Genomic DNA, 24,352 nt, shown 5'->3' with positions numbered 1-24,352 from the left:
GGCGAAAAGAGGGTGCGATGCGTGTGACCGTCGACCAGCAGCGGTGTGTCAGCTCCGGGCTGTGCGCACTCGCCGTCGGCGAGGTGTTCGACCAGGGCGAGCAGGACGGCGTCGTCGAACTGCTGCGGCCCGAGGTGTCCGGAGAACTCGCCGAACGGGCTCAGCGCGCGGCACGGGTCTGCCCGGCTCGGGCGATCGCGGTCCAGGAAGAGGTGGACGCTTAGCGCGCCATGCCACCCGTCACCTCCCCGCCGCTCGGCGGCCATTCTCTGCTCATCTTCCTGGTCGAGACGGTAGCGCTGCTAGGTACCGCGCTGCTGCTCGGCCGGCTCGCCGAACGTCTCAAGCTGCCCGCGGTGGCCGGCGAACTGTGCGCGGGCATCCTGCTCGGGCCTTCCGCGCTCGGCCGGCTCGCGCCGGGACTCTTCCGGTGGTTGCACACGTCGACCGCGGCGCAAATGCACCTGCTCGACGCGATCGGCCAGATCGGCGTGATTCTGCTGGTGGGTGTCACCGCGCTGGAGATCGACCTCGGTCTGGTGCGCCGCACCGCCCGGGTCTCCCTGGGCGTCGGGGCGCTGGGCCTGCTCATCCCGCTGGCTTTCGGCGTCGCGGCCGGGTTCGCCGCTCCCTCGATCCTGCGGCCGGCCGGGCGGGAACCGGCCTTGTTCGCCCTCTTCGTCGGCGTGGCCATGGGTGTCAGCGCCCTGCCGGTGATCGGCAAGATGCTGTCCGACATGCGGCTGCTGCACCGGGATATCGGCCAGCTGACCGTCGCGACCGGCGTGGTCGACGACATCGTCGGCTGGATGCTGCTGTCCGTGGTCGCGGCCGCGGCCGCGGGCGCGCTCGGCCCCGGAGCCGTGGTCAAACCGGTGTGCTGGCTCATGGTGATCACCGCGCTCGCCGCGCTGATCGGCCGCCCGGCAGCGCGGGCGCTGATGAACCGGACCAGTTCGCCGCAGGGCGCCGTGGCCGTCGCCGCGGTGCTGATCCTCGGCTGCGCGACGGCGACCCTGGCGGTCGGCCTGGAGGCGTCGTTCGGCGCGCTGCTCGGCGGACTGCTGGTGGGCGCGTGCCGCGGTGCGACGGCGGCCAAGCTGGCGCCGCTGCGCTGCGTCACCTTGTCCGTGCTGGCCCCGCTGTACTTCGCGGAAGCCGGGCTGCGCATGGACCTCGGCGTGCTGGCCCGGCCCGCCGTCGCGCTGGCGGCGGCGGCAGCGCTCGCCGCGGCGACCCTCGGCAAGTTCGCCGGAGCCTTCCTCGGCGCCCGGCTGGTCGGACTCGACCGTCGGGCCGCCATGGTCCTCGGCGCCGGGCTCAACGCCCGCGGCGTCATCCAGATCATCGTCGCGGGCGTCGGCCTGCAGCTGGGCGTGCTGAACACGGCCGCTTACACCGTGCTGGTGATGATCGCGATCGCTACCTCGCTCATGGCTCCGCCGGTGCTTCGGCGTGCCGTGGCAGGCATCGAAGTCACCGAGCAGGAGCGCGTGCGCGGCGAGCGCGCCGGACAGCTCATCGGCGTGTCCTGACGCGCCCGCGGGTGCGGCGCGGCCGCCTTATGCGGTGAAGGCGGCGAAGTCGAAGGCGCTGAGGCGGTCCGGGTCGAGCAGGATCTGGATCTGTACGATCCGCTCCCGCTCGATCGTGAACCCCATGATCGAGACCGGCTTGCCCTCCCGTTCCACCAGTGCGCCGGGCGAGCCGTTGACCAGCACCGCGTGCACGGTGACCCCGGGCTGGCGGAACATCGCGGCGCGCTGCGCCACCATCCGGTCCCCGCGCACCACCCCTGAGGCCGCGGCGAGCACCAGCCCGCCGTCCGCGCGCAGCTCGACATCGGGGTCGAGCACCGCCACCAGCCCGTTCAGGTCGCCCTCCCGCGCGGCGGCGAAAAAGGCGTCCACCACCCGGCGCCGCACGGCGAACCGCCCGTCGACCTCGCCCGGCGGGGTGCCGCGCACCCGCCGCCTGGCCCGGCTGGCCAGCTGCCTGGCGGCCACCGTGGAGCGCCCGACCACCGCGGCGATCTCATCGAAGGTCAGGTGGAACATGTCGTGCAGGACGAACGCGACGCGTTCCGCGGGCTCCAGCGTGTCCAGCACGATGAGCAGCGCGAGGCTCACCGAGTCGGTCAGCAGCGCCTCGTCCTCGGGACCGGCGCTCTGCTCACGGCCCAGGACCGGATCGGGAAGGTGCACGCCCACCGGATCCTCCGGCCTGGCCGCGCGGGATCTCAGCATGTTCAGGCAGATCCGGCTGACCACCGTGGTAAGCCACGCGGGCAGGTTCTCCAGCTCCTCCGCGTCCGTGCGGCTGAGCCGGATCCAGGCCTCCTGGACCGCGTCCTCCGTCTCCGCGTGCGAGCCGAGCATGCGATACGCGAGGGTTCTCAGGCGCGGCCGGGCCTGCTCGAACTGCTCCGTCAGGCCATCCAGATCCGGCACGGTCACACTCCTTGGTCCCCGAGGGTCGTTACTAGTGGGCGGCTAGCCGACCCGACGCCTTGGATCCGACTAGGAGCACAGATGACCAGACGATTGCACATGGTAGCCACCGTGACATTCTGCGTGGCCGACCGCCTGGGGGCACTGTGATCACACTGACCGCAACGCGGCAGCGCCGCTTGACGCTGTTCGCCATGTGCATGGCGACGTTTATGACTTCACTCGATTTAACCATCGTGAACGTCGCCCTGCCGTCCATGCAGAGTGAACTGCACATGACCGCCGCCGAGCTGGTGTGGATCATCAGCGCTTATTCGCTCAGCCTGGCCGCGCTGATTCCGGCGGCCGGCGCGCTCGGCGACCGCTACGGCCGCAAGCGGGTGTTCCTCGGCGGAATGGTGGTCTTCCTGATCGGCGTCCTCGCCTGCGCCCTGGCCTGGAACGCCGCCGCCCTGATCGCCTTCCGCGCGGTTCAGGGCGTCGGCGGAGCGGCGATGCTCGCGCTGGCCCTCTCCCTGATCACCGAGACGTACCCGCCGCAGCAGCGCGCCGGGGCGATCGGGGCCTGGGCCGCGATCGGCGGCACCGGATTCGGCGCCGGGCCGGTGGGTGGCGGCGTGCTGCTGACCTTCTTCAGCTGGCAGTCGGTGTTCTGGATCAATCTGCCGTTCGCGATTCTTGGCATCGTGTGCACGGCCGTGGCGGTGCGCGAATCGCGTAATCCGCGCGCCAGCAGGCTCGACCTGCCCGGCCTGGTCAGCAGCGGTCTCGCCCTCAGTTGCCTGACGCTCGGGTTCGTCGAGTCCTCAGGTCACCCGTGGGGCTCGGCGCTGGTCGCGGTGCCCCTGCTGGCCGGCGCCGCGCTGATGTTCGGGTTCTTCCTCTGGGAGAGGCGCGCTCCGCACGCCATGCTGCCGCCGGCGCTGCTGCGCGCGCGCAGCTTCTCCGCCGCCTCGGGCATCTACATGCTCACCTATGGCGGGATGACCGGCGCGCTGTTCTGGGTCACCCTCTATTTCCAGGACGTGGCCGGCTGGTCGGTGCTGCGCACCGGGCTGTCCTGGCTGTTCATGAACGTGCCGTTCCTGACGATGGCGCAGTTCGGCGGCCGGCTCGACTCCCGGTACCGGACCTCGACGGTCACGGTCACCGGGACGCTGGTGGCCGCGGTCGGCGTCTTCCTGCTCAGCCGCTCCGGCACGGTGCCGTTCGCGGTCAGTGCCCTGGGATACGCGCTCTACGGCGGCGGGTTCGGCACCTTCGTACCCGCCACGACGCACGTGGCGATGCGCGACGTGCCGCCCGGCGTGTCGGGCGCGGCCTCCAGCGTGCTCAACGCGTCCAGGCAGATCGGTTCCTCGGTCTGTCTGGCGGTCCTCGGCGCCGTCGGGGTCAACGCGGCGGCTTCCTCGTGGCACGGCCGGGTCGGCGCGGCGGGCGCGCAGCAGGCGCAGAACGTCGGCGCCGGCAAAGTGCACGCGGTGGTCGCCGCGCTGGGCGACGGGTACCGGAACGCCGCCGTCGACTCGTTCCTGCACGGCTTCCAGCTGGCGGTGGCGATCGCCGCGGCGTGCACCGCGCTTGCCGCCGGCCTCGCCTACGCCGGCTTCCGGCAGAGCGCCGCGCGCCTGGCGCAGGTCGCCCCGCGCGGTGAACCCGCCGGCGCGTCCGCCGGGGACGGTGAGCGCTGACCGTCGCGGCCCCGCATCCCGCGCACCGTGGGATGCGAGGCCGCGGCCCTCGCCGTAGACCTTGGATGCCGTAGACGTTGGATGTCGGAAACCTTGGATGACAGCGCCGCGCCCAGCGCGGTGGGCGCGGCGCTGCCGTCCGCCGGGAGAAGCAGCAGCGAATAAGAACCCGAATCAAGTCGGACCAGGGCGCGTGAAGGGCGCACCGACGCTCGCTGAGTACGCGCCCGTGCGCTCGAACTCCTCTACCCATCGACTGACCCGAGTGGATTTGTGCCGCCCACGGGCACTTCTGTGCAGCCATGTCAGTAGTCGAACTGCTTGCGATAGGGGCAAATCTTGAGCAGAGGCATCAAACTCGTGCGCTGGCCGGTCGAAGCCAGCGTGCGCAACTCCTGCAAGAAGGCCGGCATACCGTGCCTTCTGGTCCTGGAAGCCGGCGCGCGGCCACCCGTGTGCGTCGACCCCTCCGAGGACTGGATCCGGGCGCCGGCCTCCCGCCAGGATGTCGACGCGCGAATCCAGGCCCTGATTCAGCGCGCCTACGGGAAGAAGGTGCCGGCCCTCGACTCCACCGGAGTGCTCTACTTCGGCACCAAGTCGGTGGCGATCTCCAGCACGCAGACGGAACTGATGGAGCAGTTCGTCGCCCACTACGGCGAGCTGGTCTATCGGGCGGAGCTTGAGCAGCAGGTGATCAAGCAGTACGGGAATCTCTCCAGGAACGCGCTGGACCTGCAGATCATGCGGCTGCGCCGCCGCATCGCCGCCATCGGCCTGAGCATTCAGACCGTCTGGGGGCGCGGATACATCCTCGAAGCCCTCACTGAGTGAGCCGCGGGCGATCCGGCACCGCACGCGGCCCGCTCGCCGCCGCCGAAGACTCGCGGCGGCGAGCGGGCCCTTTCCCGGACCGGTGCCGGATCAGGGCCGGCGCCTGATCAGGAGCCGAGCGAGGCCTGGATGTCGAGGTGGATCTCGATCTTCTCGCCCACGACCGCGGCCGGGACGTGCGGGCTGATCTCGAAGTCGGCCCGCTCGATCGTCACCCGCGCGCTCACGCCCAGCACCTTCACCTGCCGCACCGGGTCCACGCCGAAGCCGCCGACCTGCGCGGTCAGGGTGACCGGCCTGGTCACGGACCGGATGGTCAGCTCGCCGTCGATCAGCAGGCCGTCCGGGCCGCGGCGCACGGCCGTGGACTGGAAGACGATCTGCTTGTGCTCGCCGGTGGCCAGCACGTCCTCGCCGCGGATGTACCCGTCCCGGGCCGGGAAACCGGTATCGATGCTGTCGGTCTCGATCCGCGCGGTCACCGAGGACTGCTCCACCGTCGGGCCGACGTTGATCGTGCCGTCGAGGGCGTTGAAGCGCCCGTGCACCCGCGCCACGCCGAGGTGGCGCACGGAGAATCCGGCTTCTGAGTTAGCCGGGTCGATGCTCCACATTCCGGCCGCGTAGCCCGGGAATTCGACTTCTGCTTCGGACATCTCACTCCTCCAGGTGAACTCGTCACACGACCCGCGACGCGCGGGTCATCTGTATGTCGGATGGCGATCTGGAAAGGTGACCGATGGACAGGCCCGAATTTCTGGCGCAGCGTTTCGAGGAGAACCGCAGGGCCTTGCTCGGCCTGGCATACCGCATGCTCGGCTCGCGCGAGGAGGCCGAGGACGCCGTGCAGGAGGCCTGGCTGCGGATCGCCCGCATCGACGCACCCGAGGTGCGCAATCTCCCCGGCCTGCTGCGCACGGTCACCTCGCGGGTGTGTTTGGACCAGCTGCGCAGCCGGCGGGCCAGGCCCGAGGAGTGCGCCGGGAACCTCCCTGCGGCCTGCGCCGCCCGCACCGGCGCCGGCCCCGAGCAGGAGGCGGTCGAGGCCGACTCGGTCAGCCGCGCCCTGCTGATCGTCCTGGACACGCTCAGCCCGGCGGAGCGGGTGGCCTTCGTCTTGCACGACACGTTCGGGGTGCCCTTCTCGGAGATCGCGGCCGTCATCGGCCGCACCCCCACGACGGCGAAGAAGCTGGCCAGCCGGGCGCGGGTCAAAGTGCGCGGTCCGCGCACCCGCCGTCCGGTCGAACTGGCCAGGCACCGCGAGGTCGTGGGCGCCTTCCTCGCCGCGGCGCGCAGCGGCGACACGCAGACCATCGCCGCCTGTCTGGCCCCGGACGTCGTGCGCACGGCCGACGCCGCCGCCCTGTCCGGCGACCGGCCGGCGCGGCTGCGCGGCGTGGAGTCGGTCTCGCGGGAGATCAGCTGGTTCGGCGACGCGCCCGACGCGGAAGTCGCCATGGTCGACGGCGACGTGGGGCTGCTCGTGACGCCGCGCGGGCGGCCGTTGCTGGCCGCGCGCTTCTCGATCGCCGACGGGCGGGTGGCGGGCTACGAGCTGATCGCCGATCCGGCCCGGCTGCGCGGCCTCGGGATAAGACCATTACCGGATGATCTGATGCCCCATCATCTGACCCGCCGTCGCCCGCGCGTCAACCGCGCTGAAAGAACCGAGTAAGGAATCGCGCATACCGAGCGCGTTCTTTCGCGAATCTTTTCGGCCCGCCGCGCCGGGATCCGGGGCATGCCAGAGTCCTGCGTGTGCCTCAGGATCCTGCAATAAAGCGGATCCCGGTTTCCCATCCGCGCACCGACCAAGACGGGAATCATGATTGAGAACATAGTGATCGTCGGCGGCGGCACGGCAGGCTGGATGACCGCCACGTACCTCAAGGCGACCTTCGGCGACCGGCTCGCGGTCACCCTCGTCGAGTCCAAGGCCGTCTCCACCATCGGCGTCGGCGAGGCGACGTTCAGCACGGTGCGGCACTTCTTCCGGCACCTGGGACTGAGCGAGCCGGAGTGGATGCCGGCCTGCCACGCCTCCTACAAGCTGGCCATCCGCTTCGAGGGCTGGCGCGCCCCGGGCCACCACTTCTACCACCCGTTCGAGCGGCCGCGCGTCGTCGAGGGCTTCTCGCTGGCCGACTGGTGGCTTCGGTACGGCCCGTGCGAGCGATACGACCTCGACTGCTCCGTCCTGTCCGGGCTCTGCGACGCCAAGCGCTCGCCCCGGTACCTGGACGGCAAGATGTTCGAATCCGATCTCGAACACGGCGGAAACGGCCAGACGGCGCCCACCGCGGCCGACGGTCAGGAGACACAGTTCCCTTACGCCTACCATTTCGACGCCAGCCTGCTGGCGAATTTCCTGAGCGAATACGGCGTCGCCCGCGGCGTGCGCCACATCCAGGACGACGTGACGGATGTGCGCCTCGACGAGGCCGGCTACATCGCGCACGTGCGCACCGCGCAGCACGGGCCGATCAGCGGCGACCTGTTCGTCGACTGCACCGGATTCCGCGGCCTGCTGCTCAACCAGGCACTCGGCGTGCCGTTCGTGTCGTACCAGGAGTCCCTGCCCAACGACAGCGCGGTGGCGCTACGGGTACCGGTCGACGTCGCGACCCGCGGGATGCGGCCATGCACCACGGCGTCCGCGCAGGAGGCGGGCTGGATCTGGACCATCCCGCTGCTCAACCGGATCGGCACCGGATACGTCTACTCCAGCGCCTACACCACGCCCGAGGCGGCGGAACGCACGCTGCGCGCGTTTGTCGGCCCTGAAGCCGACGGGCTGCCGGCCAACCACATCAAGATGCGGATCGGCCGCAGCGCCGAGAGCTGGGTGAAGAACTGCGTGGCGGTCGGCCTCTCCAGCGGGTTCGTCGAGCCGCTTGAGTCGACCGGGATCTTCTTCATCCAGAACGCCATCGAGCAGCTGGTGCGGCACTTCCCCGGCACCCGGGACGACGAGCAGCTGCGCCAGGCGTACAACCGGCAGACCTCCGGCGTCATGGACGGGGTCAGGGAGTTCCTGTTCCTGCACTACTACGGCGCGGCCCGCGCGGACAACGACTACTGGCGCGACGCCAAGACGCGCGCGATGCCCGACGGGCTGGCCGAACGGCTGGAGGCCTGGCGCACCGGCCTGCCGGACCCGAACTCGGTCTTCCCGCGATTCCACGGCTTCGAGCCGTACTCGTACACGGCCATGATCCTCGGCCTCGGCGGGCTGCCGATCCGGCCGCTGCCGGTCCTCGGCCGGCTGGACCCCACGGCGGCCCGGCGCGAGTTCCAGCGGGTGCGGGCGCAGACCGCCGCCCTGAGCGAGCGACTTCCCGGACAGTACGAGTACCTCGCGGACCAGGCCGCCAGGCGCAACGGGGCCGCCGACGGCCGTCTTGTCCCCACCTCGTGACACGGGAGGTGCTCGCGTGTCCTTCCCCACCGCACTGAGTAGCCCGGCGGCCGCCATTTCCGCCGCGGCCGCGGGCACGGCTCCCGCCGCCGCGCGCACGGTGTCCGCCGACGAGTTCAAGACGCTGATGTCGGGCTTTCCGGCCGGCGTGACCGTGGTCACCGTCGGCGCCGCGGACGGCCTGTTGCACGGGATGACCTGCACCGCGGTGTCCAGCGTGTCAGCCGACCCGCCGACGCTGCTGGTGTGCATCCAACGGTCCAGCCGCACCCTGGCCGCGCTCACCGGGACGCGCAGCTTCGCGCTGAATCTGCTGGACGAGCAGGCCAAGCACGTGGCCGAGCTGTTCGCGTCCCGCCGCCCGGACTGCTTCGAGCAGGTGCCATGGAGCGCGGACCCCGGCAGCGGCGGTCCGCACCTTGACCGCGACGCGCACACGATCGCGGACTGCCGGGTCGCGGGCTCGCTCGAGATCGCCGACCACGTCGTCGTCTTCGGCGAGGTCTACTCGGTGACCGCCGCGGCCTCGCTGCCGCGACGGCCACTGGTCTACGGAATGCACGAGTACTGGTCGCTGGACCGGCCCGGCCGCGCGCGGGTGACCCGCGTCGCCGCTCGCGGCCCCGCGTCTCACACGGATACAGAGAGGCCGAGATGACGCACTACGGAATCTCGCTGCTGCCGGACCTGACGCCGGGGCAGCGCAGCGCCGAGCGCTACTACGCCGACCTGCTGGAAGTGGCAGGCCTGACCGAGGACCTTGGGCTCGAGTACGTCAAGATGACGGAGCACTACCTCAACGCCTACGGCGGCTACTGCCCCGACCCGCTCGCGTTCCTGTCGGCTGTGGCCGCCCGCACCAGCCGGGTGCGGTTGATGACGGGTGGCATCCAGGCCTCCTTCCACCACCCGATCCAGCTGGCCGCCAGGACCGCGCAGCTCGACGCGTTGAGCGGGGGGCGCCTGGACGTCGGCTTCGCGCGCGCCTTCCTCCCCTACGAGTTCGACTCCTTCGGCATCGACATGGACAGCAGCAAGGACCGGTTCCGGGCCACGGTGGAGGCGGTGGTGCGGCTGTGGACCGAGTCCGACGTCGCCGAGGACACCCCGTACTTCCGGTATCAGGGTGCGAACTCCTTCCCGCGCCCGACCCAGCAGCCGCACCCGCCGGTGTGGGCGGCGGCCCTGCTCACCCGCTCCAGCTTCGAGTGGATCGGCGACTCGGGCTTCAACCTGCTGATCGCCTCGGCCCCGAGCCGCGAGCAGGTGGGCCAGGTCAAGGAGATGATCGAGCTCTACCGCGACCGCTTCCGCGCCGCGCCGGGCAACCGCGGCCGCGAACCGCGCGTGGCCATCAGCGTCGCGATGTACCTCGCCGACTCGGATGAAGAGGCCGCGGAGCGCGGCACCGCGGCGCTGCGGCGGCACTGGGACGTGTTCGGCGCGGCGGCGGCCTCCTGGCAGAACCGGACCTCCACCTCGTACCAGGGCTACCGCGAGGCGGTCGTCGACAAGCACCGCTCAGGGCCGAGCGAACAGGCCGGGCTGGCCGTGATCGGATCGCCCCAGAACGCGGCCGAGCAGCTGCGCCAGATCGAGCGGGAGCTGGGCACGGACATCGTGCTGTTCCAAATCGACTGCGGCCAGCAGTCGCTGGAAGAGATGCAGCGCAGCCTGAAGCTGTTCGCCGCCGAGGTGCGGCCGGCGCTCGGCGAGGTCCGATGACTGCGGGATGCGCACCGCTGCGCACGGTTCCGGGGTTGTTCGAGGCGGTCGCCGCGGACAACCCGGACGCGCCCGCGGTGCAGTACAAGGACGTGACGCTCAGCTACGGCGAACTCAACCGGCGGGCCAATCAGCTGGCGCGGCTGCTGGTGCAGCGCGGCGTCGGACCCGACCGCCTGGTGGCGCTGGCCGTACCGCGCTCCGCGGATCTCGTGGTGGCGCTGCTGGCGATACTCAAGGCGGGCGGGGCGTATCTCCCGCTCGATCCGCGCTATCCGGCCGCCCGCAAGGCGTTCATGGTGGCGGACGCCGCGCCGGTCCTGCTGGTGCGGGCCGGCGACGGCGGCGCGTCCCTGCCGGGCGGGCAGCTCGACGAGGTCGACCTGGACACGGCGCAGTACGCCGGGCTGAGCGGGGCGGACCTGGCGCAGTCTGAGCGCCTCGCGCCCCTGACGGACCGACACCTGATGTACGTGATCTACACCTCAGGCTCCACCGGGACGCCGAAGGGCGTGGCGGTCTCCCAGGAGGGCGTGGCCGACCTGGTCGCCACCCAGGCCGACCGCTTCGAGGTGGCGCCCGGCGACCGGGTGCTGCAGTGGGCCTCGATCAGTTTCGACGCGGGATTCTGGGACGTCACCCTCGCGCTGCTGCACGGAGCCGTGCTGGTGATGGCCGACGACGAGGACCTGCTGCCCGGCGACCCGCTGCGCGAGACCCTGGCCAAGTACGAGATCGACCACGCGGTGCTCCCGCCGGCCGCGCTGAGCATCACGGACAGCGAGGGCGTCCTTCTCGGCGGCACCGTCATGTCCACCGGCGACGCCTGCACTCCGGCCCTGCTGCGCAAGTGGGCGCTCGGCCGCCGGATGTTCAACGGCTACGGGCCCACCGAGGTGACCGTCGGCTCGACCATCGCCGGGCCGATCACCGAGGCGGACGGCGTCGACATCGGCCTGCCGTGGACCGGAGCCCGGGTCCTGATCCTCGATCAGGACCTGCGGCCGGTGCCGGACGGCGAGGAGGGCGAGCTGTATCTCGCCGGAAGCGGCCTGGCGCGCGGCTACGTCAACCGGCCGGGACTGACCGCCGCGCGGTTCCTGCCCGACCCCTCGGGGCCGCCCGGCAGCAGGATGTACCGCTCCGGCGACCGCGGCCGGCGCGGGCCGGACGGCAGGCTGCACTTCGCCGGCCGGATCGACGGGCAGGTCAAGCTGCGCGGCTTCCGCGTCGAACTGGGCGAAATAGAGGCCCGCCTGGCCGCTCAGCCCGAAGTGGACCTGGCCGCGGCGATCGTGGAAGGGGAGCTGGCCGACGCGCGGCTGGTCGCGTACGTGACCGCCCAGCCCGGATGCACCCTCGACTGCGGCGAACTGCGGGCGGAACTCGCCGCGACCCTGCCCGAATTCATGGTTCCGGCCCGCATCGAGGTGCTCGACCGCTTCCCCACGCAGCCCAACGGGAAAATCGACCGGGCGGCGCTCGCCCAGGCAGGCGCGTCCACGCGCACGCCGCCGCCGGCCGCCGAAGCCGCGCCTTCCGCGGCCGCGCCCGCGCCGGCAGGCCCCGGCTGCGCCGATCGTCCCGCCACGGTGCTGCGCGACCGGGTCGCCGCGCTGCTCGGGCTGCCGACGGTCGACCTCGACGCGAACTTCTTCGAGATCGGCGGCAACTCCCTGCTCGCGGCGCGGCTGATCAGCTCGGTGCGCGAAGAGCTCGGGGTGCGCCTGCCGATCCGCACCGTCCTGGCGGCGGGCAACCTGCGCGACATCGCCCAAGCCATCCGCGAATAGCCGCGCTGCCGGCTCGGCGCGGCGAGAAAGGTAGTGATTTGCGTGTCTGAGCAGCTGGTCCGCTTCCCGATCCGCAAGGACGCGGCCTGCCCCTTCGACCCGGCGGCCCGCATGCGCGAGCTGGACGGCCTCGTGCGTGTCGAACTGTGGGACGGCAGCACGCCGTGGCTGGTCACCGGCTACGAGCTCGGGCGCCGGCTCCTGGTCGATCCGCGGGTCAGCGCCGACTCGACCATCCCGGGATACCCGCACTTCGACGAGGGCAGCCGGGAGCGGCGCAAGGACGGGCGCTCGTTCGTCGCGATGGACGACCCCGAACACGCCCGGCAGCGCCGGATGGTCTCGCAGCCGTTCGCGATCCGGAACATAGCGGCGCTGCGCGGCGACGTCACCGACATCGTCAACAGCCTGATCGACGATCTGCTGGCCGGGCCCAACCCGGCGGACCTGGTCAGCCGGTTCGCCTTCCCCACCTCGACCCAGGTCATCTGCCGGATGCTCGGCGTCCCCTACGCCGACCACAAGTTCTTCCAGGATCAGACCACGCTGATGCTGCACCGGGACAGCTCCCCGGAAACCGTGGTCGGCGCGCAGGAGGCGCTGCGCGCGTATCTGCGGGAGCTGATCGAGCGGCAGAAGGCCCAGCCCGCCGACGGCCTGATCTCCTCCGTGATCGAGAGTCAGGTGCGCACCGGGGCGCTGACCGAGGAACAGCTCTCGTACATCTCCGTCACGCTTCTGGTGGCCGGGCTGGAGACCACCGGGAACATGATCGCGCTCGGCACCCTCGCCCTGCTGAGGCACCCGGACCAGCTGGCGCGGCTGCGCGACACCGAAGACCAGGAGCTGGTGAACAGCGCCGTCGAGGAGCTGCTGCGCTACCTGAACATCTCGCACTCCGGCCGGCGGCGCGTCGCGCTCGCGGACATCACGGTGGAGGGCACGACGATCCGGGCCGGCGAGGGCATCATCCTGGCGAGCGAGCTGGCCAACCGCGACCCGGACAACTTCCCCGACCCGGACCGGCTGGACATCGGCCGGGACGCCCAGCACCACCTGGCCTTCGGGTACGGCCCGCACCACTGCCTCGGCCGGCCGCTGGCCACGCTGGAGCTGCAGGTCGTGTACGGCACGCTCTATCGCCGCATTCCGACGCTCCGCCTGGCCATTCCCTTCGAGCAAGTGCCGTTCAAGCACGACGGAGTGGCGTACGGCGTGCGCGAGCTGCCCGTCGCCTGGTAGGCGCCCGGCCCAGCACGACCCAGCCCGAGCCGGCCCGGCGGCCGGCGTCAGGACACAGTCACATGTCAGGTTCGTGACGAGGAGCAGAGATGCAGGATTCGAGCCCGCCCCGGGCAGGGGCGGGCGGTGACATCGCCATCGTCGGGGCCGGCCTGGCCGGCCCGGTGGCCGCGATCTACCTCGCGCGGCGCTTCGGCCGGGTCACCGTGCTGGAGCGCCGCCGCGACCCGCGGCGCGATCCCGCGCGGGTCGGCCGCTCGCTCATGGTGATCCTCTCCGACCGCGGCTGGCGCGTGCTGCGCGAACTGGGTCTCGAGCCGCGCGTGCGCCGGATCTGTGTGCCGCTCGCCGGACGCTGCGGGCACCTGCCCTCAGGCGACACGGTGACCACGCCGTACAGCCGGTACAACACCCCGATCTGGGCGGTGGAACGGGAGCGGCTGCACCGGCTGTTGCTTGACGCGGCGCAGGCCGAGCCCGGCGTGCGGTTGCACTTCGAACTTCCGGTACGCCAGGTCGACCTGGACCGGCCGGCTCTGCTGGTGGGCGAGGGCGATTCTGAACGCTGGCTCAGCTACGAACACATGGTCGGCTGCGACGGGGTGCACTCCGTCGTGCGCGCCGCGCTGGTCTCCCGTGGAGCCCGCGCGCACGTCGGCACCTTGGACTTGGCGTACCAGGAGATGGTGCTGAGGCTGCCGAAGTGCGATCGAGGCCTGATGCACTACTGGCCGGCCGGGGACGCGCTGTTCGGGGCCTTCCCGCTGGTCTCCAGCGACCTGTTCGCCGGCTCGGTGTTCTTCCGCAGCCAGGGGCCGGCTCCGTCGTACGCCGCGGCGGTCGGCGGTCGAGCCCTGGCCGAGCAGTTCGCGCGGTGCTTTCCCGGCCTGGCCGAGGATATCCCGGACCTGGCGGCCCAACTGGAGACCAAGCCGATCTGCGCCGTCCGGCTCACGCGTTGCGACCGCTGGGTCCACGGCGGCAGCGCGGCCCTGATCGGCGACGCCTGCCACGCCATGGCTCCGTTCATGGGCCAGGGCATGAACAGCGCGTTCGAGGACGTGCGCACGCTGGTGTCCTGTCTCGATCGAGAACGGGACTGGGCGGCCGCGTTCGCCGAGTACGAGCGGACCCGCCGGGCCGACGGCGACGCGATCGCGGAAATCTCGTACGAGCACTACCGCACCATGTCCCGGCTGCCGGACCCGCGGCAGCAGGCCGAGGAGGCGGTCGTCCAGCGGCTGGTGAACCTCATGCCGGACCGCTTCGTCCCGCTGTACGAACGCTGCGCATTCAGCCAGGAGAGCTTCAGCTCGGCGCTCGCCGAGGATCGCGACCTGCGCGATCTGGCGTCCTGCATCGTCGACCGGCACGGCTTCGCCGCCGCGACCGACCTTCCCGACGGCCGGCTGCGCGAGTGGGCCGCGGTATCGCCCCGCGCCGCAGTGTGACCGCAGCAGTGTGACCGCAGCCGTGACTGCGACGGCCCGCGCGCGGGCGCCGCGAATCCCGAGGAGGATGCAGTGATTCTGGTCGTTTTCCGGTCGCGTTTCTCCGACCAGGTCGACGCGGAGTATGACGCGACCGAGGAGCACCTCGCCAAGCGGGTGCGCGAAATGGCAGGCGACGACCTGGTCCAGCTCAAGAAGTACACGGCCGACGACGGCGAGCGCCTGGCCTTGGTCTGGTGGCGCAACCCGGAGACGCTGGAGAAGTGGCGCAACGACCCGGAGCATCAGGACGCGAAGGAACTCGGCCGGACCAAGTGGTATGAGTTCTTCGAGCTGAGCATCGCCGATGTGGTGCGTACCAGTTCCACCGCGCCAGAGGCCGGTTACCCATCGCCCTGAGCGCCGGCCCGTCGCGGCGGAACAACGCGACGGGCCGACGCCAGCGACACCGCCGCGGCGGTCGCGGCCTCACCCGAGCCCGGCGAGAACCGCGCTCGTGACCTCGCGAGTGCTCAGTGTGCCGCCCAGGTCCGGGGTGACGCGTCCGGCCGCGATCGCCCCGGCCACTGCCGCCTCGGTCGCGTCCGCCGGCGCCGCCAGCCCCAGGCCGCGCAGCAGCAGCGCCGCCGTGAGCAAGCAGGCGAGCGGGTTAGCGACGGCCTTTCCCGCCAGATCCGGCGCCGATCCGTGCACCGGTTCGTAAAGCCCGAAGTTCGTCGCCGGGTTGAGGCTCGCCGAGGGGGCCAGCCCGATGCCGCCCGCGAGCGCGGCGGCCAGATCGCTCAGGATGTCCCCGTACGAATTGCTGGTCACGATGACGTCGAAGGCGCCAGGATCCGTCACCAGGTTCATCGCGGCGGCGTCGACGTAAAGGTGCGTCGACGCGATCTCAGGGTGCTGCTGAGCGCAGGTCCGCTGGCACTGCTGCCAAAGCCGACCCCCGGCGCGTACCGCATTCGCTTTGTCCACGAGGCACACCTCGCGGCGCGCCGTCTGGTAGGCGAAATCCATGATCCGGGAGACCCCGTGCCAGGTGTTGACGTCGGCGTCTATAGCGACCTCCATGCGCGACGAAGCACGCAAGTTGCCGCCCACGCCGCTGTAGAGTCCCTCGGTGTTCTCGCGGACGATCACACAATCGATCGCACGACGCGCGGTGTCCCGAAGCGGGCTTAGCCGATCGTGCCACAGCCTGACCGGCCGATAGTTGGCGTAAAGGTCGAAGTCGCCGCGCAAACGCAGCAGAACACTGCGCACGTAGTCAGTGCCTTCAAGGTCCGGCGCGCCGACAGCCCCCAGCAGCAGCCCATCACTCGCCGCGACTCGCGCCACGTCCGCATCGCTCAACGCGCAGCCTTCGCGGCGGTAACGCGCCGCGTTGACGTGATCGAGAACGTCGAACGACAAGTCGACATCCAGCGCTTCGAGCAACTCAAGCGCGGAATCGATAACCTCCGGGCCGATACCGTCGCCCGGTATGACAGTGATGACGTGCAACGGGCCTCCTTTCGCAGGCAACGACCTTTCGCAGGCAGCGACCTCTCACAGGCGGCGACGCCGCTTGAGGCCAGGCTAGGTGCGCCGCGGTCGGGCCATCGCAGATCTGTCGCCTTTCAGTCCCGTGACGCACATCTGATCGGCAGCGCTCTACGCGTCGCGCAGAGCGCGAGCCGCGCCCAGCCCGAGGAACACGACCAGGTAGAGCGCCAGGTCGAAGCAGGCGAATCCGAACGACGGGATCCGTTGCGCGTGCGGGCCGGTAGGCGGTGCGATGGTGACCAGCGCCGTAGCGGCATCTGCCAGGGTCAGGTGGTCGGGCAGGTAGCTGGCCCCTTCGAAGGCGCGTGCTGCCGGGTAGGTGAGGAAGACGAGTGCGAACATGGCGGCCATGGCGCCGGCGGTGTGGCGGATGAGCGCGCCGAGGCCGAAACCGACCATCGTCACCACGGCCATGTACAGGCCTGCGAAGGTGATCGCGCGCAGCACATGCGGCGCGGTCACGCTCACGTTCAGATGCTGACGGCGCAGGACCAGTTGCCCGAGGAAGAACGCCGCGAACGCGCACAGCTGGGATGCGAGCAGCGCGAGCAGTCCTAGGGTCAGTGCCTTGGCGGTGTACACGACGGCGCGGCGCGGGGTTGCGATCAGTGTGCTGCGGATCATCCCGGTGGCGTATTCGGTGCTGACCGCGAGTACGCCTAGGGCGCCGAGGGCGAGTTCGCCGAGCTGGAAGCCGCTGAGCGGATCGCCGACCGGGTCGAAGTCGGCGCGGTCGGCCGCACTCATCGTGGCCCAGTGGCCGGTGATCGAGAGGACGTCAAGCAGCCCGGTTCCGAGGCCGAGTACGAACGCGGCGATGAGCGCGACATAGGTGGAGCGGGCGGTGCGCAGCTTGATCCACTCGGAGCACAGGACCGCGAGCGGGATGGCGAATCTGGTCATCGACCCGGTCCCCTCGTCTCAGTCCGCATCGCCGCCGCGTCGGCGCTGTAGTCCACGGCCTGGGCCGTCATCCTCATGTAAGCCTCCTCAAGCGAGGCGCCGGGCCCCGCGCTCTCGATGAACTGGCGCATGCCGGTGTCCGCGATCAGCCGCCCACGCCCGATCACGATCACGTGGTCGGCGGTCAGTGCCATCTCGCTCATCAGATGACTGGAGACCAGGACCGCGCGGCCCTCGGCGGCTATCGACTTCATCAGGGTGCGGATCCACAGCACGCCCTCCGGGTCCAGCCCGTTGACCGGCTCGTCGAACAGCAGGATCGGCGGATCGCCGAGCAGCGCCGCGGCGATCCCGAGGCGCTGGCGCATGCCCAGGGAGAAGCCGCCGACCCGCTTGCCGGCCACCGACGAGAGCCCGGTGCGCTCCAACAGTTGACCGACCCTGGCGGCCGGCAGCGCGTTGCTCGCCGCGAGCCAGGCCAGGTGATCTCGGGCGCGGCGGCCGGGATGGACCGCGCCGGCCTCGAGCAGCGCTCCTACCACGTTCAACGGTTTGTCCAGCGCCCGATAAGGCCGTCCGCCGATCAGCGCCCGGCCCGCGGTGGGGGTGTCCAGGCCGAGGATCATCCGCATGGTGGTGGACTTGCCCGCGCCGTTCGGCCCGAGGAAGCCGGTCACCCGGCCCGGCTCGACCCGGAAGGCCAGGTCGTCCACCACGGTCGTGCCGCCGAAACGCTTGGTCAGCCCCCGGATCTCCACCGCGGGGGCTTGCGATTGAGTGTTCACCCGGCCAACCGTGCCGCGCCGGCGAGCCTGGCGCGTCTGCCCACGGCGTCGTTCCGCGTATCCCTCTGGCATAAGCCTCACGGTTGATGCCCGCGTCAGTCAGGCGTGCCTACGCTTGCGACTGTGTCTACCGGCGCTCCGTCTACCGGGCCGACCACGCACCGGCCGCTGCTGGCTCGCGTGCGCCCGGCGCATTGGCTCGCGTTGGACACGGCGTTGGCCGGTGTCTACGCGCTCTTGACGTTCATGCTGCTCGCCAAGCATTCCCACGGCCTGGGCGAACCGCTTGCCGCGCTGGCAGGAGCGCTCGCGCCGGCCTGGCCGATCGCGTGGCGCCGACGACGGCCGCTCGGCGCCTTCTACCTCCTGCTCGCCGTGCTGGGCGTGTTCGCGGCGTTGGCTCCCCGCTCGATCGTGGCCGCGCTGGTGCCGCTCGCGTACGTGCTCTACGTCGTGGCCGCGAACTGCCGGCCGCGTTCCGCGGTGCTTGCGTTGGTGACCGCGCTTGCGGCGGCAACGACCACAGCGCTGCCGGACTTTCACCACAGGGGCGCGGCTGTATTCTTCGCGTTGGCGTACACGGCGGTGTGGACGATCGGGTACGCCGTCGGCATGCATCGCCGCTACACCGCGGACCTGCTACGCAGCCAGGCGGAACTCGCGGAGGCGCGGGTAGAGCAGGCGCGGCGGGACATCACGGCGCAGCGGATGGGCATCGCCCGAGAGTTGCACGACGTAGTGGCCCACCACATGAGCGTGATCACCATTCAGGCCGGATACGGCGGCCTGATGATCGATCAGAGCGCCGACTCCGCGAGCCCGGATCCCGCCCGCTCCACGCTCGGAATCATCGAGAGCACCGGCCGTCTCGCCCTCAGCGAGATGCGCAACCTCGTGGGCGTCTTGCGCGCCGATCCGGGGGACGAGCAGAGCCCCGAACCAGACCTGGCTCCTACGCCGGGCCTGGCGGACCTCGGACAGCTGATCGAACACGCTGCGCACGCAGGTGTGCAGGTAAATCTGACGGTCACCGGGAGCCCGCAGCCGCTGCCTCCGGGCGAAGACCTGTCTGCCTACCGCGTCATCCAGGAAGCGCTCACCAACGTGATCAAGCACGCGGGCACCGAGACGGCTCGTGCCCGGATCGACTACGGGGACGCATGGCTGACCATCGAGGTCTGCAATGATGCGTCAGCCACCGCGCAACCGACCGACGCCGCACCGCCCGGCCGCGGTCTCGCGGGCATGCGCGAGCGGGCGCTGCTCTACGGCGGCGATCTGCACGCCGGTCCCACCCAAAGCGGCGGGTTCCTAGTCACCGCCCGCCTGCCGCTGCCGCCCACAGCCGCCGCGGAGCCGTCATCGTGACCGTGCGGGTCGTGGTTGCCGACGATCAAGCCCTTGTGCGGGCCGGGCTGCGCGGCATCGTGGACAGCGCGCCAGACCTGACCGTCGTCGGCGAAGCAGGCACGGGCAGCCAGGCGGTCGCGCTCGCGCGGGCCGAATCGCCGGACGTCGTGCTCATGGACATCCGCATGCCCGACATGGACGGGATCGAGGCGACCCGCGTGATCGCGGCCGACGGGAACGCCAAGGTCCTGATCCTGACCACGTTCGACCTCGACGAGTACGTATACGCGGCGCTGCGGGGCGGGGCCAGCGGTTTTCTGCTCAAGGACGCGCGCCCCAGAGACCTGCTCGAGGCGGTCCGGGCGGTCGCGCGCGGAGACGAATTACTCGCCCCCGCCATCACCAAACGCCTGATCGCCCAGTTCATCGGTCGCCGGACCGCACCCCCGCCCGACGGCGCGGCGCTGAACACGATCACCGACCGGGAGCGCGAAGTCCTCACCCTCGTCGGCCGCGGCCGGTCCAACAGCGAGATCGCCCGCGACCTGCACATCGGCCCCGGTACCGCGAAGACACACGTCAGGCATCTGCTGACCAAGTTGGACGCCCGCGACCGAGTCCACCTAGTGATCATCGCCTACCGCGCCGGACTGGTCGATCCCACGAACCCGTAGCGACGCCGCGGCCACGGAAGCGATGTGCCATCCGGCAAGCGGCTGCGGTTGAGCCCACCGGCGCTGCCTGACAGGCTCGTGACCCATGATCGACGAATTCGCGAAGGCGCACCTGCACAAAGTGCTGCGCCGGTATCGCAATGCACTGCTCCGGAAACTCGACGGCCTGTCCGAATATGACATCCGCCGACCTCTGACAGCGACCGGGACCAACCTGCTCGGCCTGGTCAAACACGTGGCCACCGCCGAGGCCTGGTACTTCGGCGAGGTCTTCGACCGGCCTTCCCCGGAACGGCTGCCCCGGTGGCAGGACCACGACGGCGGCGTCCGCCACGCCGGACACACCGACATCCTGCGCGAAGGGCTCGACGGCAGGACCGGGTCATTCGCTGAATACGAGAGGCCGATCGACGAGGAAGCCCGCGCAGCCTACTGCGCGAAGATCGAACAGGCCGCCGGGGCAGCCACGCTCGGCAACGCATAACCTCCATCGCGCCGCTGGGCCACCGTGGCCCCTTCGGAGCTGCGCCACTGTCATCTTCGCCCAGATGGTCCGGACCGCCGAGGTGCCGACGGCCCGGACCAGAGTCAACAACCTGCTACCGCCTTGGGTCAGAAGACGGTCGCGGAGTCCAGCGCGATGATGTCGTTGGAGCTCGCGCTGTTCTTGGTTCCGGTCACGGTGATCGTGATGGTGTGGCTTCCCGGAGTGAGGCCGGACACCGTGAACAGGCTCGCTCCGGGGACGCGGCTAGCGCTGTAGTCGTCGACACTACGGCCCGTACCGCCGTCTACCGAGTAGGTGGCGATGCCCTGGTCCACGTCCTTGACTCCGAAGACGACCGCGCCGGTGCCGGTGAAGGTCAACGTCGCGGTCGATCCGCCGGTGCTGTTCCAGTGGGCGGTGCCGTTGTAGAGGTCGCCGATGCCGGTGGCGGTTCCCCAGTTGCTGCCGTACGAGAACGAGGTGGCGCCGGATGTCGTGCCGTCATCGATGGTTGAGACGTTCGGCGTGACAGTGGCGTAGTCGATCGCGACGGTGTCGTTGGCACTTGAGGAGTTCTTCGTTCCGGTGTTGCTGATCGTCACCGTGTGGGTGCCGGGGGCCAGCCCGCTGCTCGACCACAGCGGCGCCTGGGGTGTACGGGTGCTGGCATAGTCGTCCGCGTAGGTCACCGGTCCGCCGTCGACTGAGAACGCTGCGATGCCCTGGTCGTGGTCCTTGACGCCCCAGATAGTGACGCCGCTGCCGGTGAAGGTGTACGTGGCGGTGCCGCCGGTGGTGTTGCTCCAGTGCGCAGTGCCCTGATATAGATCGGACACGCCGGTCGCGGTGCCCCAGTTCGAGCCGTAGCTGAAGTGGTCGGTGCCGGACGTGGCGGTGTCGTCGCTGGTGGTGTCCGCGGTGGTCGAGCTCGGCGGCGTCACGAACAGGGCGTAGGCGCCGTTGGCGTCGCCGAGCGTGACGGGCACGGTGATCGCGTCGCCGGAGACGGTGACATTGGCGCTGTAGACCGTCTGCGGACTGTTGAGTGAGGCCACGTCGGGGATCCGATCGACCTCGACGTGAGTCGTGCCGCCCGAGAGCAGCCACGGGTCGGCGCTGAACCCGCTTATCGCCACGTTCGCTTGCCCGACGAAGCCCGCGGAGTCGCCGATGAGCGCCGCCGCCTGCTTCTTGGTGCTGTCGACGGCCGCGGTGATGGCCGTGTTGCCGCTGCCCGTCGTCGCCACCCGGGTTCCGGTCAGGTTGGCGTAAGCGCGGTAGGTCCAGTACTGGCCGGAGGGCACCAGGTTGCCGCCGGTGTTGGTGAGGATGACGCCGAGGTCGCCCGACATGCAGCAGTTGGTCCACTCTCCGCGGGCGGCGGTGGCCATGCCGGACTGGGCGAAACGGTCCAGCGACCACGCGGTGTAGGCGGAGTTCTGCACGTTCAGCGGAATGTACTCGTTGGCCGACTGGGTGATGCCGGTGATGCCGTCGGCGGACAGGTACCCGTTGACTTGGGCGACCGCGGCGACCGGGTCCTCGGTGCCGCCGCCCTCAAGGTGGTAGCTGATGACGTTGGGCAGCGTTCCCGCGGCCTGCGCGGTCTGGATCCAGGTCTGGAAGGCGCTCGTCGGACCTCCGGCGTATGCGGGCCCGTCGATGTGTGCGGTGGGGGCCAGCCGCCTGATCTCCCGGACGGCGCTGTTCCACATGTTCCAGTACTGAGTCCCGATTCCCGGCGGGAAGAAGCCCCCGCCGTTCGGCTCGTTGTAGGGCTCGTAGGTGACCGTGACGCCGGCGGACTGCATGGCGGCGATCGTGTCGTCGATGAACGTGATCCAGTTCGAGCAGTCGCCGTTGTTGCAGGGGTAGAGCGCGTTGCTCGGCTGGGTCAGGTCGGCGCCCCACAGGTCGCTGAGCATCAGGACGTATTCGGCGTGGTACGGAGCCTGGGTCATGCGCTTGGCCTGGTCGATGATCGAGGTGATGCGCGCCTGATAGCCGGTCCCGGCCTTGTAGCCGTCGCCGATCCAGCCGTCACCTGCGATGCGTGCGCCGCCGCCTCGCATCAGCGTGGGACTCAGCGGCTGAAGGTAGTTGTCGCCGGGCGCGCTGCCGTCCTGGCTCAGACCGTAGAGGAAGCCCTCGCCGACGCCGGTCATCGCCCCGGCGCTGCTCGACAGGTTCACCGCCAGCGATTCCGTCGCCGCGCTGGCGCTCGGCGGCACCGCCACCACGGCGAGGGCCGCGGTCGCGCCGACCGCGAGCCAGCTTCTGATCTTGATATGTGCCAAGTCACTTCTCCTTCGAAATGACGAAACCTGACGGCTCGCGGGTCGAGGCGCGCGGATTCGGTGCGGGACGTGCTCGTCCGCCGCACGGCGCCGGGCGCCGCGCGTTGAAGAGCTGGAACGGCTCGGTTCAGCGGCCGCGCAGCCGGTGCGCTCATCCGGTGCGACTGTCGAACCGATTCGTCAGAACTAAAGCGCCGGATTCCGCGCGTGTCAATGGGTTCGCGTGGATCCGTGGCAGCCGCACCGCTCCGTCCCGCGACCTTGACTGCGTAACTAGGCACGTGTAGGGGTCATAGGGCTCAACCACAGGCCGTAAAACGCCCCCGCTACAGCGCTAGGAAAGCCGCCCTGCGATCGCACCGGCACGGCTCATCGTGATCGAACCGATTCGCTCAGGAGCGGGCAGCGGGCTCGAGCAACTGAAGACGCTGCATAAAGGGCGCCAATCGGCTGGGCGCCAGAACACTGGGCTCACACGGCGTTCGGCCCGGCTCCCGTCGCTCACGGGGCCGGGCCGAACGCCGTCACTTCTTGCCGGCAGTGACGCGAATGCTCAGCTCAGTGCCCATTGCTCGTTGCTGCCGCCCCAGCAGGTCCACAGCTGGATCAGGGCGCCGTTGGCCGTGCTCTTGTTGGTCACGTCGAGGCAGAGCCCTGATTGGACGCCGGTGATGGATCCGTCGCCATTGAGGTTCCACTGCTGGTTGGCCTGGCCGTCGCAGCCCCAGATGTCGACTTTCGTGCCGTTGGCGGTGCCCTGGTTGTAGGCGTCCAGACACAGCGATTGACCGGAGACGGTGACGGTCAGCTGCTTGGCGGCGGTGTACGTCCAGATCTGTTGCGCGCCGCCCCAGCAGTCCCAGATCTGCTGCTGGGTGCCCTGGGTCGCCGTCGCGTACGGGTCATCCAGGCACTTGCCGGCGCCGAGCGCGTGCACCTCACCGGTGCGGCTGAAGGAGTAGCCCGTCGCGGCGAGGTTGGCCTGTACCGCATTCTCGGTGGCGTCGGACGGATAGCCCGAGATCACCGCGCCTTCGAAGAAGTCTCCGACTCCGTTGACGCTGTTGTCGCCGCCGGTGCCCAGCAGGATGGAGGAGTCGGTCTTCATCGGCGAGTAGCCGCTGGGTAACGGTCCTGAGAACCCTGTCGTCAGCCCGCCACTGGTGGCGTTGGCGTACTTGATGGTGAAGTTACTCGTGCCGTTGTTCTTCTCCATCGCCGTGACGAAGGGGAAGTTGACCCCGGTATAACCCGGCTGGTTCGGGCCGCTGCTGGAGGCGTACATGCCGTTCTCCAGATCGGCTTCGACCCAGGGGCCTGAGCCGGTGCAGCCGCCGAACCAGCACGCGGTGCCCCACTCGATCGCGTTCATGGTCGCGTTACCGGTGTCCGTGTGCGAGTTCTCCCCGCTGCCGTAGTCGAAGCAGCAGTACTGATCCACCAGGTTCGACGAGGTCACCATGTACACGCCCTCGGGCTGCGAACCGGTCGGCACGCCCTTGGCGTTGTCGACGCGGTAGCCAACCCCCTGCGTGACCTTGACCCCATAGGCCTGGTGACCGGCCATCATTACCGGCAGCGCCATCGCGTTGGCGCCGATGTCCGCGCCGTTGGGCCCGGGGCCCTTCCACAGGCCGCCCCAGGAAATCACCAGGTCGTTGTGGTTCGAGGTCTGATCGTAAATCCGGGTGATCGTGCAGGTGGTGCCGG

General features: G+C 70.2%; 22 protein-coding genes. 15 read left to right on the top strand and 7 right to left on the bottom strand.

Annotated features, from left to right (window positions below; genetic code table 11):
• Positions 1–17: 17 nt before the first annotated feature.
• Both VFB40_RS23935 and VFB40_RS23930 read left to right on the top strand, forming a co-directional pair.
• Entirely contained in the window at positions 18–224 is a 207-nt protein-coding gene (locus VFB40_RS23935; protein WP_324854386.1) for a ferredoxin, read from the top strand.
• Positions 225–230: 6 nt separating this feature from the next.
• Positions 231–1,535, top strand: a complete 1,305-nt coding sequence (locus tag VFB40_RS23930; protein ID WP_324854384.1) for a cation:proton antiporter — start codon at positions 231–233, stop codon at positions 1,533–1,535.
• Between the two features lie 27 nt (positions 1,536–1,562).
• Here the strand turns inward: VFB40_RS23930 and sigJ are convergent, their stop codons facing one another.
• Positions 1,563–2,450 (bottom strand): RNA polymerase sigma factor SigJ, encoded by an 888-nt coding sequence (gene sigJ / locus VFB40_RS23925; RefSeq protein WP_324854382.1) that lies wholly within the window; start codon positions 2,448–2,450, stop codon positions 1,563–1,565.
• 194 nt (positions 2,451–2,644) lie between these two features.
• Here sigJ and VFB40_RS23920 point away from each other — a divergent pair, with 194 nt between their 5' ends.
• Both VFB40_RS23920 and VFB40_RS23915 read left to right on the top strand, forming a co-directional pair.
• Positions 2,645–4,141 (top strand): MFS transporter, encoded by a 1,497-nt coding sequence (locus VFB40_RS23920; protein ID WP_324854380.1) that lies wholly within the window; start codon positions 2,645–2,647, stop codon positions 4,139–4,141.
• A 339-nt stretch (positions 4,142–4,480) separates the two neighbouring features.
• Positions 4,481–4,975, top strand: a complete 495-nt coding sequence (locus tag VFB40_RS23915; RefSeq protein WP_324839534.1) for a winged helix-turn-helix domain-containing protein — start codon at positions 4,481–4,483, stop codon at positions 4,973–4,975.
• A 107-nt stretch (positions 4,976–5,082) separates the two neighbouring features.
• Here VFB40_RS23915 and VFB40_RS23910 read toward each other — a convergent pair whose 3' ends face one another.
• Entirely contained in the window at positions 5,083–5,631 is a 549-nt protein-coding gene (locus VFB40_RS23910; protein ID WP_324854378.1) for a YceI family protein, read from the bottom strand.
• Positions 5,632–5,714: 83 nt separating this feature from the next.
• Between VFB40_RS23910 and VFB40_RS23905 the strand changes: the two genes are divergently transcribed.
• The 8 genes from VFB40_RS23905 (at position 5,715) to VFB40_RS23870 (ending at position 15,006) form a co-directional block, all read left to right on the top strand.
• The gene (locus tag VFB40_RS23905; protein WP_324854376.1) at positions 5,715–6,653 is read left to right on the top strand and encodes a sigma-70 family RNA polymerase sigma factor; all 939 of its coding nucleotides are present in this window, start codon (positions 5,715–5,717) and stop codon (positions 6,651–6,653) included.
• Between the two features lie 150 nt (positions 6,654–6,803).
• Positions 6,804–8,396 (top strand): tryptophan halogenase family protein, encoded by a 1,593-nt coding sequence (locus VFB40_RS23900; protein WP_324854374.1) that lies wholly within the window; start codon positions 6,804–6,806, stop codon positions 8,394–8,396.
• Between the two features lie 16 nt (positions 8,397–8,412).
• Positions 8,413–9,054, top strand: coding sequence for a flavin reductase family protein (locus VFB40_RS23895; protein ID WP_324854372.1), 642 nt, complete (start codon positions 8,413–8,415; stop codon positions 9,052–9,054).
• The gene (locus VFB40_RS23890; protein WP_324854370.1) at positions 9,051–10,121 is read left to right on the top strand and encodes an LLM class flavin-dependent oxidoreductase; all 1,071 of its coding nucleotides are present in this window, start codon (positions 9,051–9,053) and stop codon (positions 10,119–10,121) included. The genes VFB40_RS23895 and VFB40_RS23890 overlap by 4 nt, the downstream gene beginning before the upstream one ends.
• Entirely contained in the window at positions 10,118–11,914 is a 1,797-nt protein-coding gene (locus VFB40_RS23885; RefSeq protein ID WP_324854368.1) for a non-ribosomal peptide synthetase, read from the top strand. Before VFB40_RS23890 ends, VFB40_RS23885 begins: the two co-directional genes overlap by 4 nt.
• A 42-nt stretch (positions 11,915–11,956) precedes the next feature.
• Positions 11,957–13,156, top strand: a complete 1,200-nt coding sequence (locus VFB40_RS23880) for a cytochrome P450 (protein ID WP_324854366.1) — start codon at positions 11,957–11,959, stop codon at positions 13,154–13,156.
• Positions 13,157–13,245: 89 nt separating this feature from the next.
• On the top strand, positions 13,246–14,607 hold the full coding sequence (locus tag VFB40_RS23875; protein ID WP_324854364.1) for an FAD-dependent oxidoreductase: 1,362 nt from the start codon (positions 13,246–13,248) through the stop codon (positions 14,605–14,607).
• Positions 14,608–14,679: 72 nt separating this feature from the next.
• Positions 14,680–15,006, top strand: a complete 327-nt coding sequence (locus tag VFB40_RS23870) for an antibiotic biosynthesis monooxygenase family protein (RefSeq protein WP_324854362.1) — start codon at positions 14,680–14,682, stop codon at positions 15,004–15,006.
• A gap of 69 nt (positions 15,007–15,075) precedes the next feature.
• Here VFB40_RS23870 and VFB40_RS23865 read toward each other — a convergent pair whose 3' ends face one another.
• The 3 genes from VFB40_RS23865 to VFB40_RS23855 form a co-directional block, all read right to left on the bottom strand.
• The gene (locus VFB40_RS23865; protein ID WP_324854360.1) at positions 15,076–16,104 is read right to left on the bottom strand and encodes an isocitrate/isopropylmalate dehydrogenase family protein; all 1,029 of its coding nucleotides are present in this window, start codon (positions 16,102–16,104) and stop codon (positions 15,076–15,078) included.
• 150 nt (positions 16,105–16,254) lie between these two features.
• On the bottom strand, positions 16,255–17,049 hold the full coding sequence (locus VFB40_RS23860) for a hypothetical protein (RefSeq protein WP_324854358.1): 795 nt from the start codon (positions 17,047–17,049) through the stop codon (positions 16,255–16,257).
• Positions 17,046–17,834 carry an ABC transporter ATP-binding protein gene (locus VFB40_RS23855; RefSeq protein WP_324854356.1) on the bottom strand — a complete coding sequence of 263 codons (789 nt, stop codon included), beginning with the start codon at positions 17,832–17,834 and terminating at the stop codon, positions 17,046–17,048. The genes VFB40_RS23860 and VFB40_RS23855 overlap by 4 nt, the downstream gene beginning before the upstream one ends.
• A 123-nt stretch (positions 17,835–17,957) precedes the next feature.
• On the opposite strand from VFB40_RS23855, the gene VFB40_RS23850 reads away from it, so the two are divergent.
• The 3 genes from VFB40_RS23850 to VFB40_RS23840 all read left to right on the top strand — a co-directional run bounded on the left by VFB40_RS23850 (position 17,958) and on the right by VFB40_RS23840 (position 20,342).
• Positions 17,958–19,202, top strand: a complete 1,245-nt coding sequence (locus tag VFB40_RS23850) for a sensor histidine kinase (protein WP_324854354.1) — start codon at positions 17,958–17,960, stop codon at positions 19,200–19,202.
• Positions 19,199–19,858 carry a response regulator gene (locus tag VFB40_RS23845; RefSeq protein ID WP_324854352.1) on the top strand — a complete coding sequence of 220 codons (660 nt, stop codon included), beginning with the start codon at positions 19,199–19,201 and terminating at the stop codon, positions 19,856–19,858. Before VFB40_RS23850 ends, VFB40_RS23845 begins: the two co-directional genes overlap by 4 nt.
• Positions 19,859–19,943: 85 nt before the next feature.
• Complete coding sequence (locus VFB40_RS23840; protein WP_324854350.1) at positions 19,944–20,342, top strand: mycothiol transferase; 399 nt, start codon at positions 19,944–19,946, stop codon at positions 20,340–20,342.
• Between the two features lie 128 nt (positions 20,343–20,470).
• Here the strand turns inward: VFB40_RS23840 and VFB40_RS23835 are convergent, their stop codons facing one another.
• Positions 20,471–22,642 carry an autotransporter outer membrane beta-barrel domain-containing protein gene (locus VFB40_RS23835; RefSeq protein WP_324854348.1) on the bottom strand — a complete coding sequence of 724 codons (2,172 nt, stop codon included), beginning with the start codon at positions 22,640–22,642 and terminating at the stop codon, positions 20,471–20,473.
• Between the two features lie 553 nt (positions 22,643–23,195).
• Positions 23,196–24,352: arabinofuranosidase catalytic domain-containing protein (locus VFB40_RS23830; RefSeq protein ID WP_324854346.1), on the bottom strand; the 1,157-nt coding region annotated here is incomplete at its 5' end.

The sequence above is a fragment of the Actinocrinis sp. genome (assembly GCF_035650855.1).
Lineage (GTDB): Bacteria > Actinomycetota > Actinomycetes > Streptomycetales > Catenulisporaceae > Actinocrinis.
The sequence above is the reverse complement of the archived record's forward strand: the minus strand, read 5'-3'. Positions and strand labels throughout refer to the sequence as shown.

What these genes read in the sequence shown, in the direction of transcription:
- VFB40_RS23840 (WP_324854350.1), top strand. Translation starts at nt 19,944, where the DNA reads ATGATCGACGAATTCGCGAAGGCGCACCTGCACAAAGTGCTGCGCCGG.
- VFB40_RS23920 (WP_324854380.1), top strand. Translation starts at nt 2,645, where the DNA reads ATGTGCATGGCGACGTTTATGACTTCACTCGATTTAACCATCGTGAAC.
- VFB40_RS23910 (WP_324854378.1), bottom strand. Translation starts at nt 5,631, where the DNA reads ATGTCCGAAGCAGAAGTCGAATTCCCGGGCTACGCGGCCGGAATGTGG.
- VFB40_RS23905 (WP_324854376.1), top strand. Translation starts at nt 5,715, where the DNA reads ATGGACAGGCCCGAATTTCTGGCGCAGCGTTTCGAGGAGAACCGCAGG.
- VFB40_RS23890 (WP_324854370.1), top strand. Translation starts at nt 9,051, where the DNA reads ATGACGCACTACGGAATCTCGCTGCTGCCGGACCTGACGCCGGGGCAG.
- VFB40_RS23885 (WP_324854368.1), top strand. Translation starts at nt 10,118, where the DNA reads ATGACTGCGGGATGCGCACCGCTGCGCACGGTTCCGGGGTTGTTCGAG.
- VFB40_RS23930 (WP_324854384.1), top strand. Translation starts at nt 231, where the DNA reads ATGCCACCCGTCACCTCCCCGCCGCTCGGCGGCCATTCTCTGCTCATC.
- VFB40_RS23900 (WP_324854374.1), top strand. Translation starts at nt 6,804, where the DNA reads ATGATTGAGAACATAGTGATCGTCGGCGGCGGCACGGCAGGCTGGATG.
- VFB40_RS23875 (WP_324854364.1), top strand. Translation starts at nt 13,246, where the DNA reads ATGCAGGATTCGAGCCCGCCCCGGGCAGGGGCGGGCGGTGACATCGCC.
- VFB40_RS23860 (WP_324854358.1), bottom strand. Translation starts at nt 17,049, where the DNA reads ATGACCAGATTCGCCATCCCGCTCGCGGTCCTGTGCTCCGAGTGGATC.
- VFB40_RS23935 (WP_324854386.1), top strand. Translation starts at nt 18, where the DNA reads ATGCGTGTGACCGTCGACCAGCAGCGGTGTGTCAGCTCCGGGCTGTGC.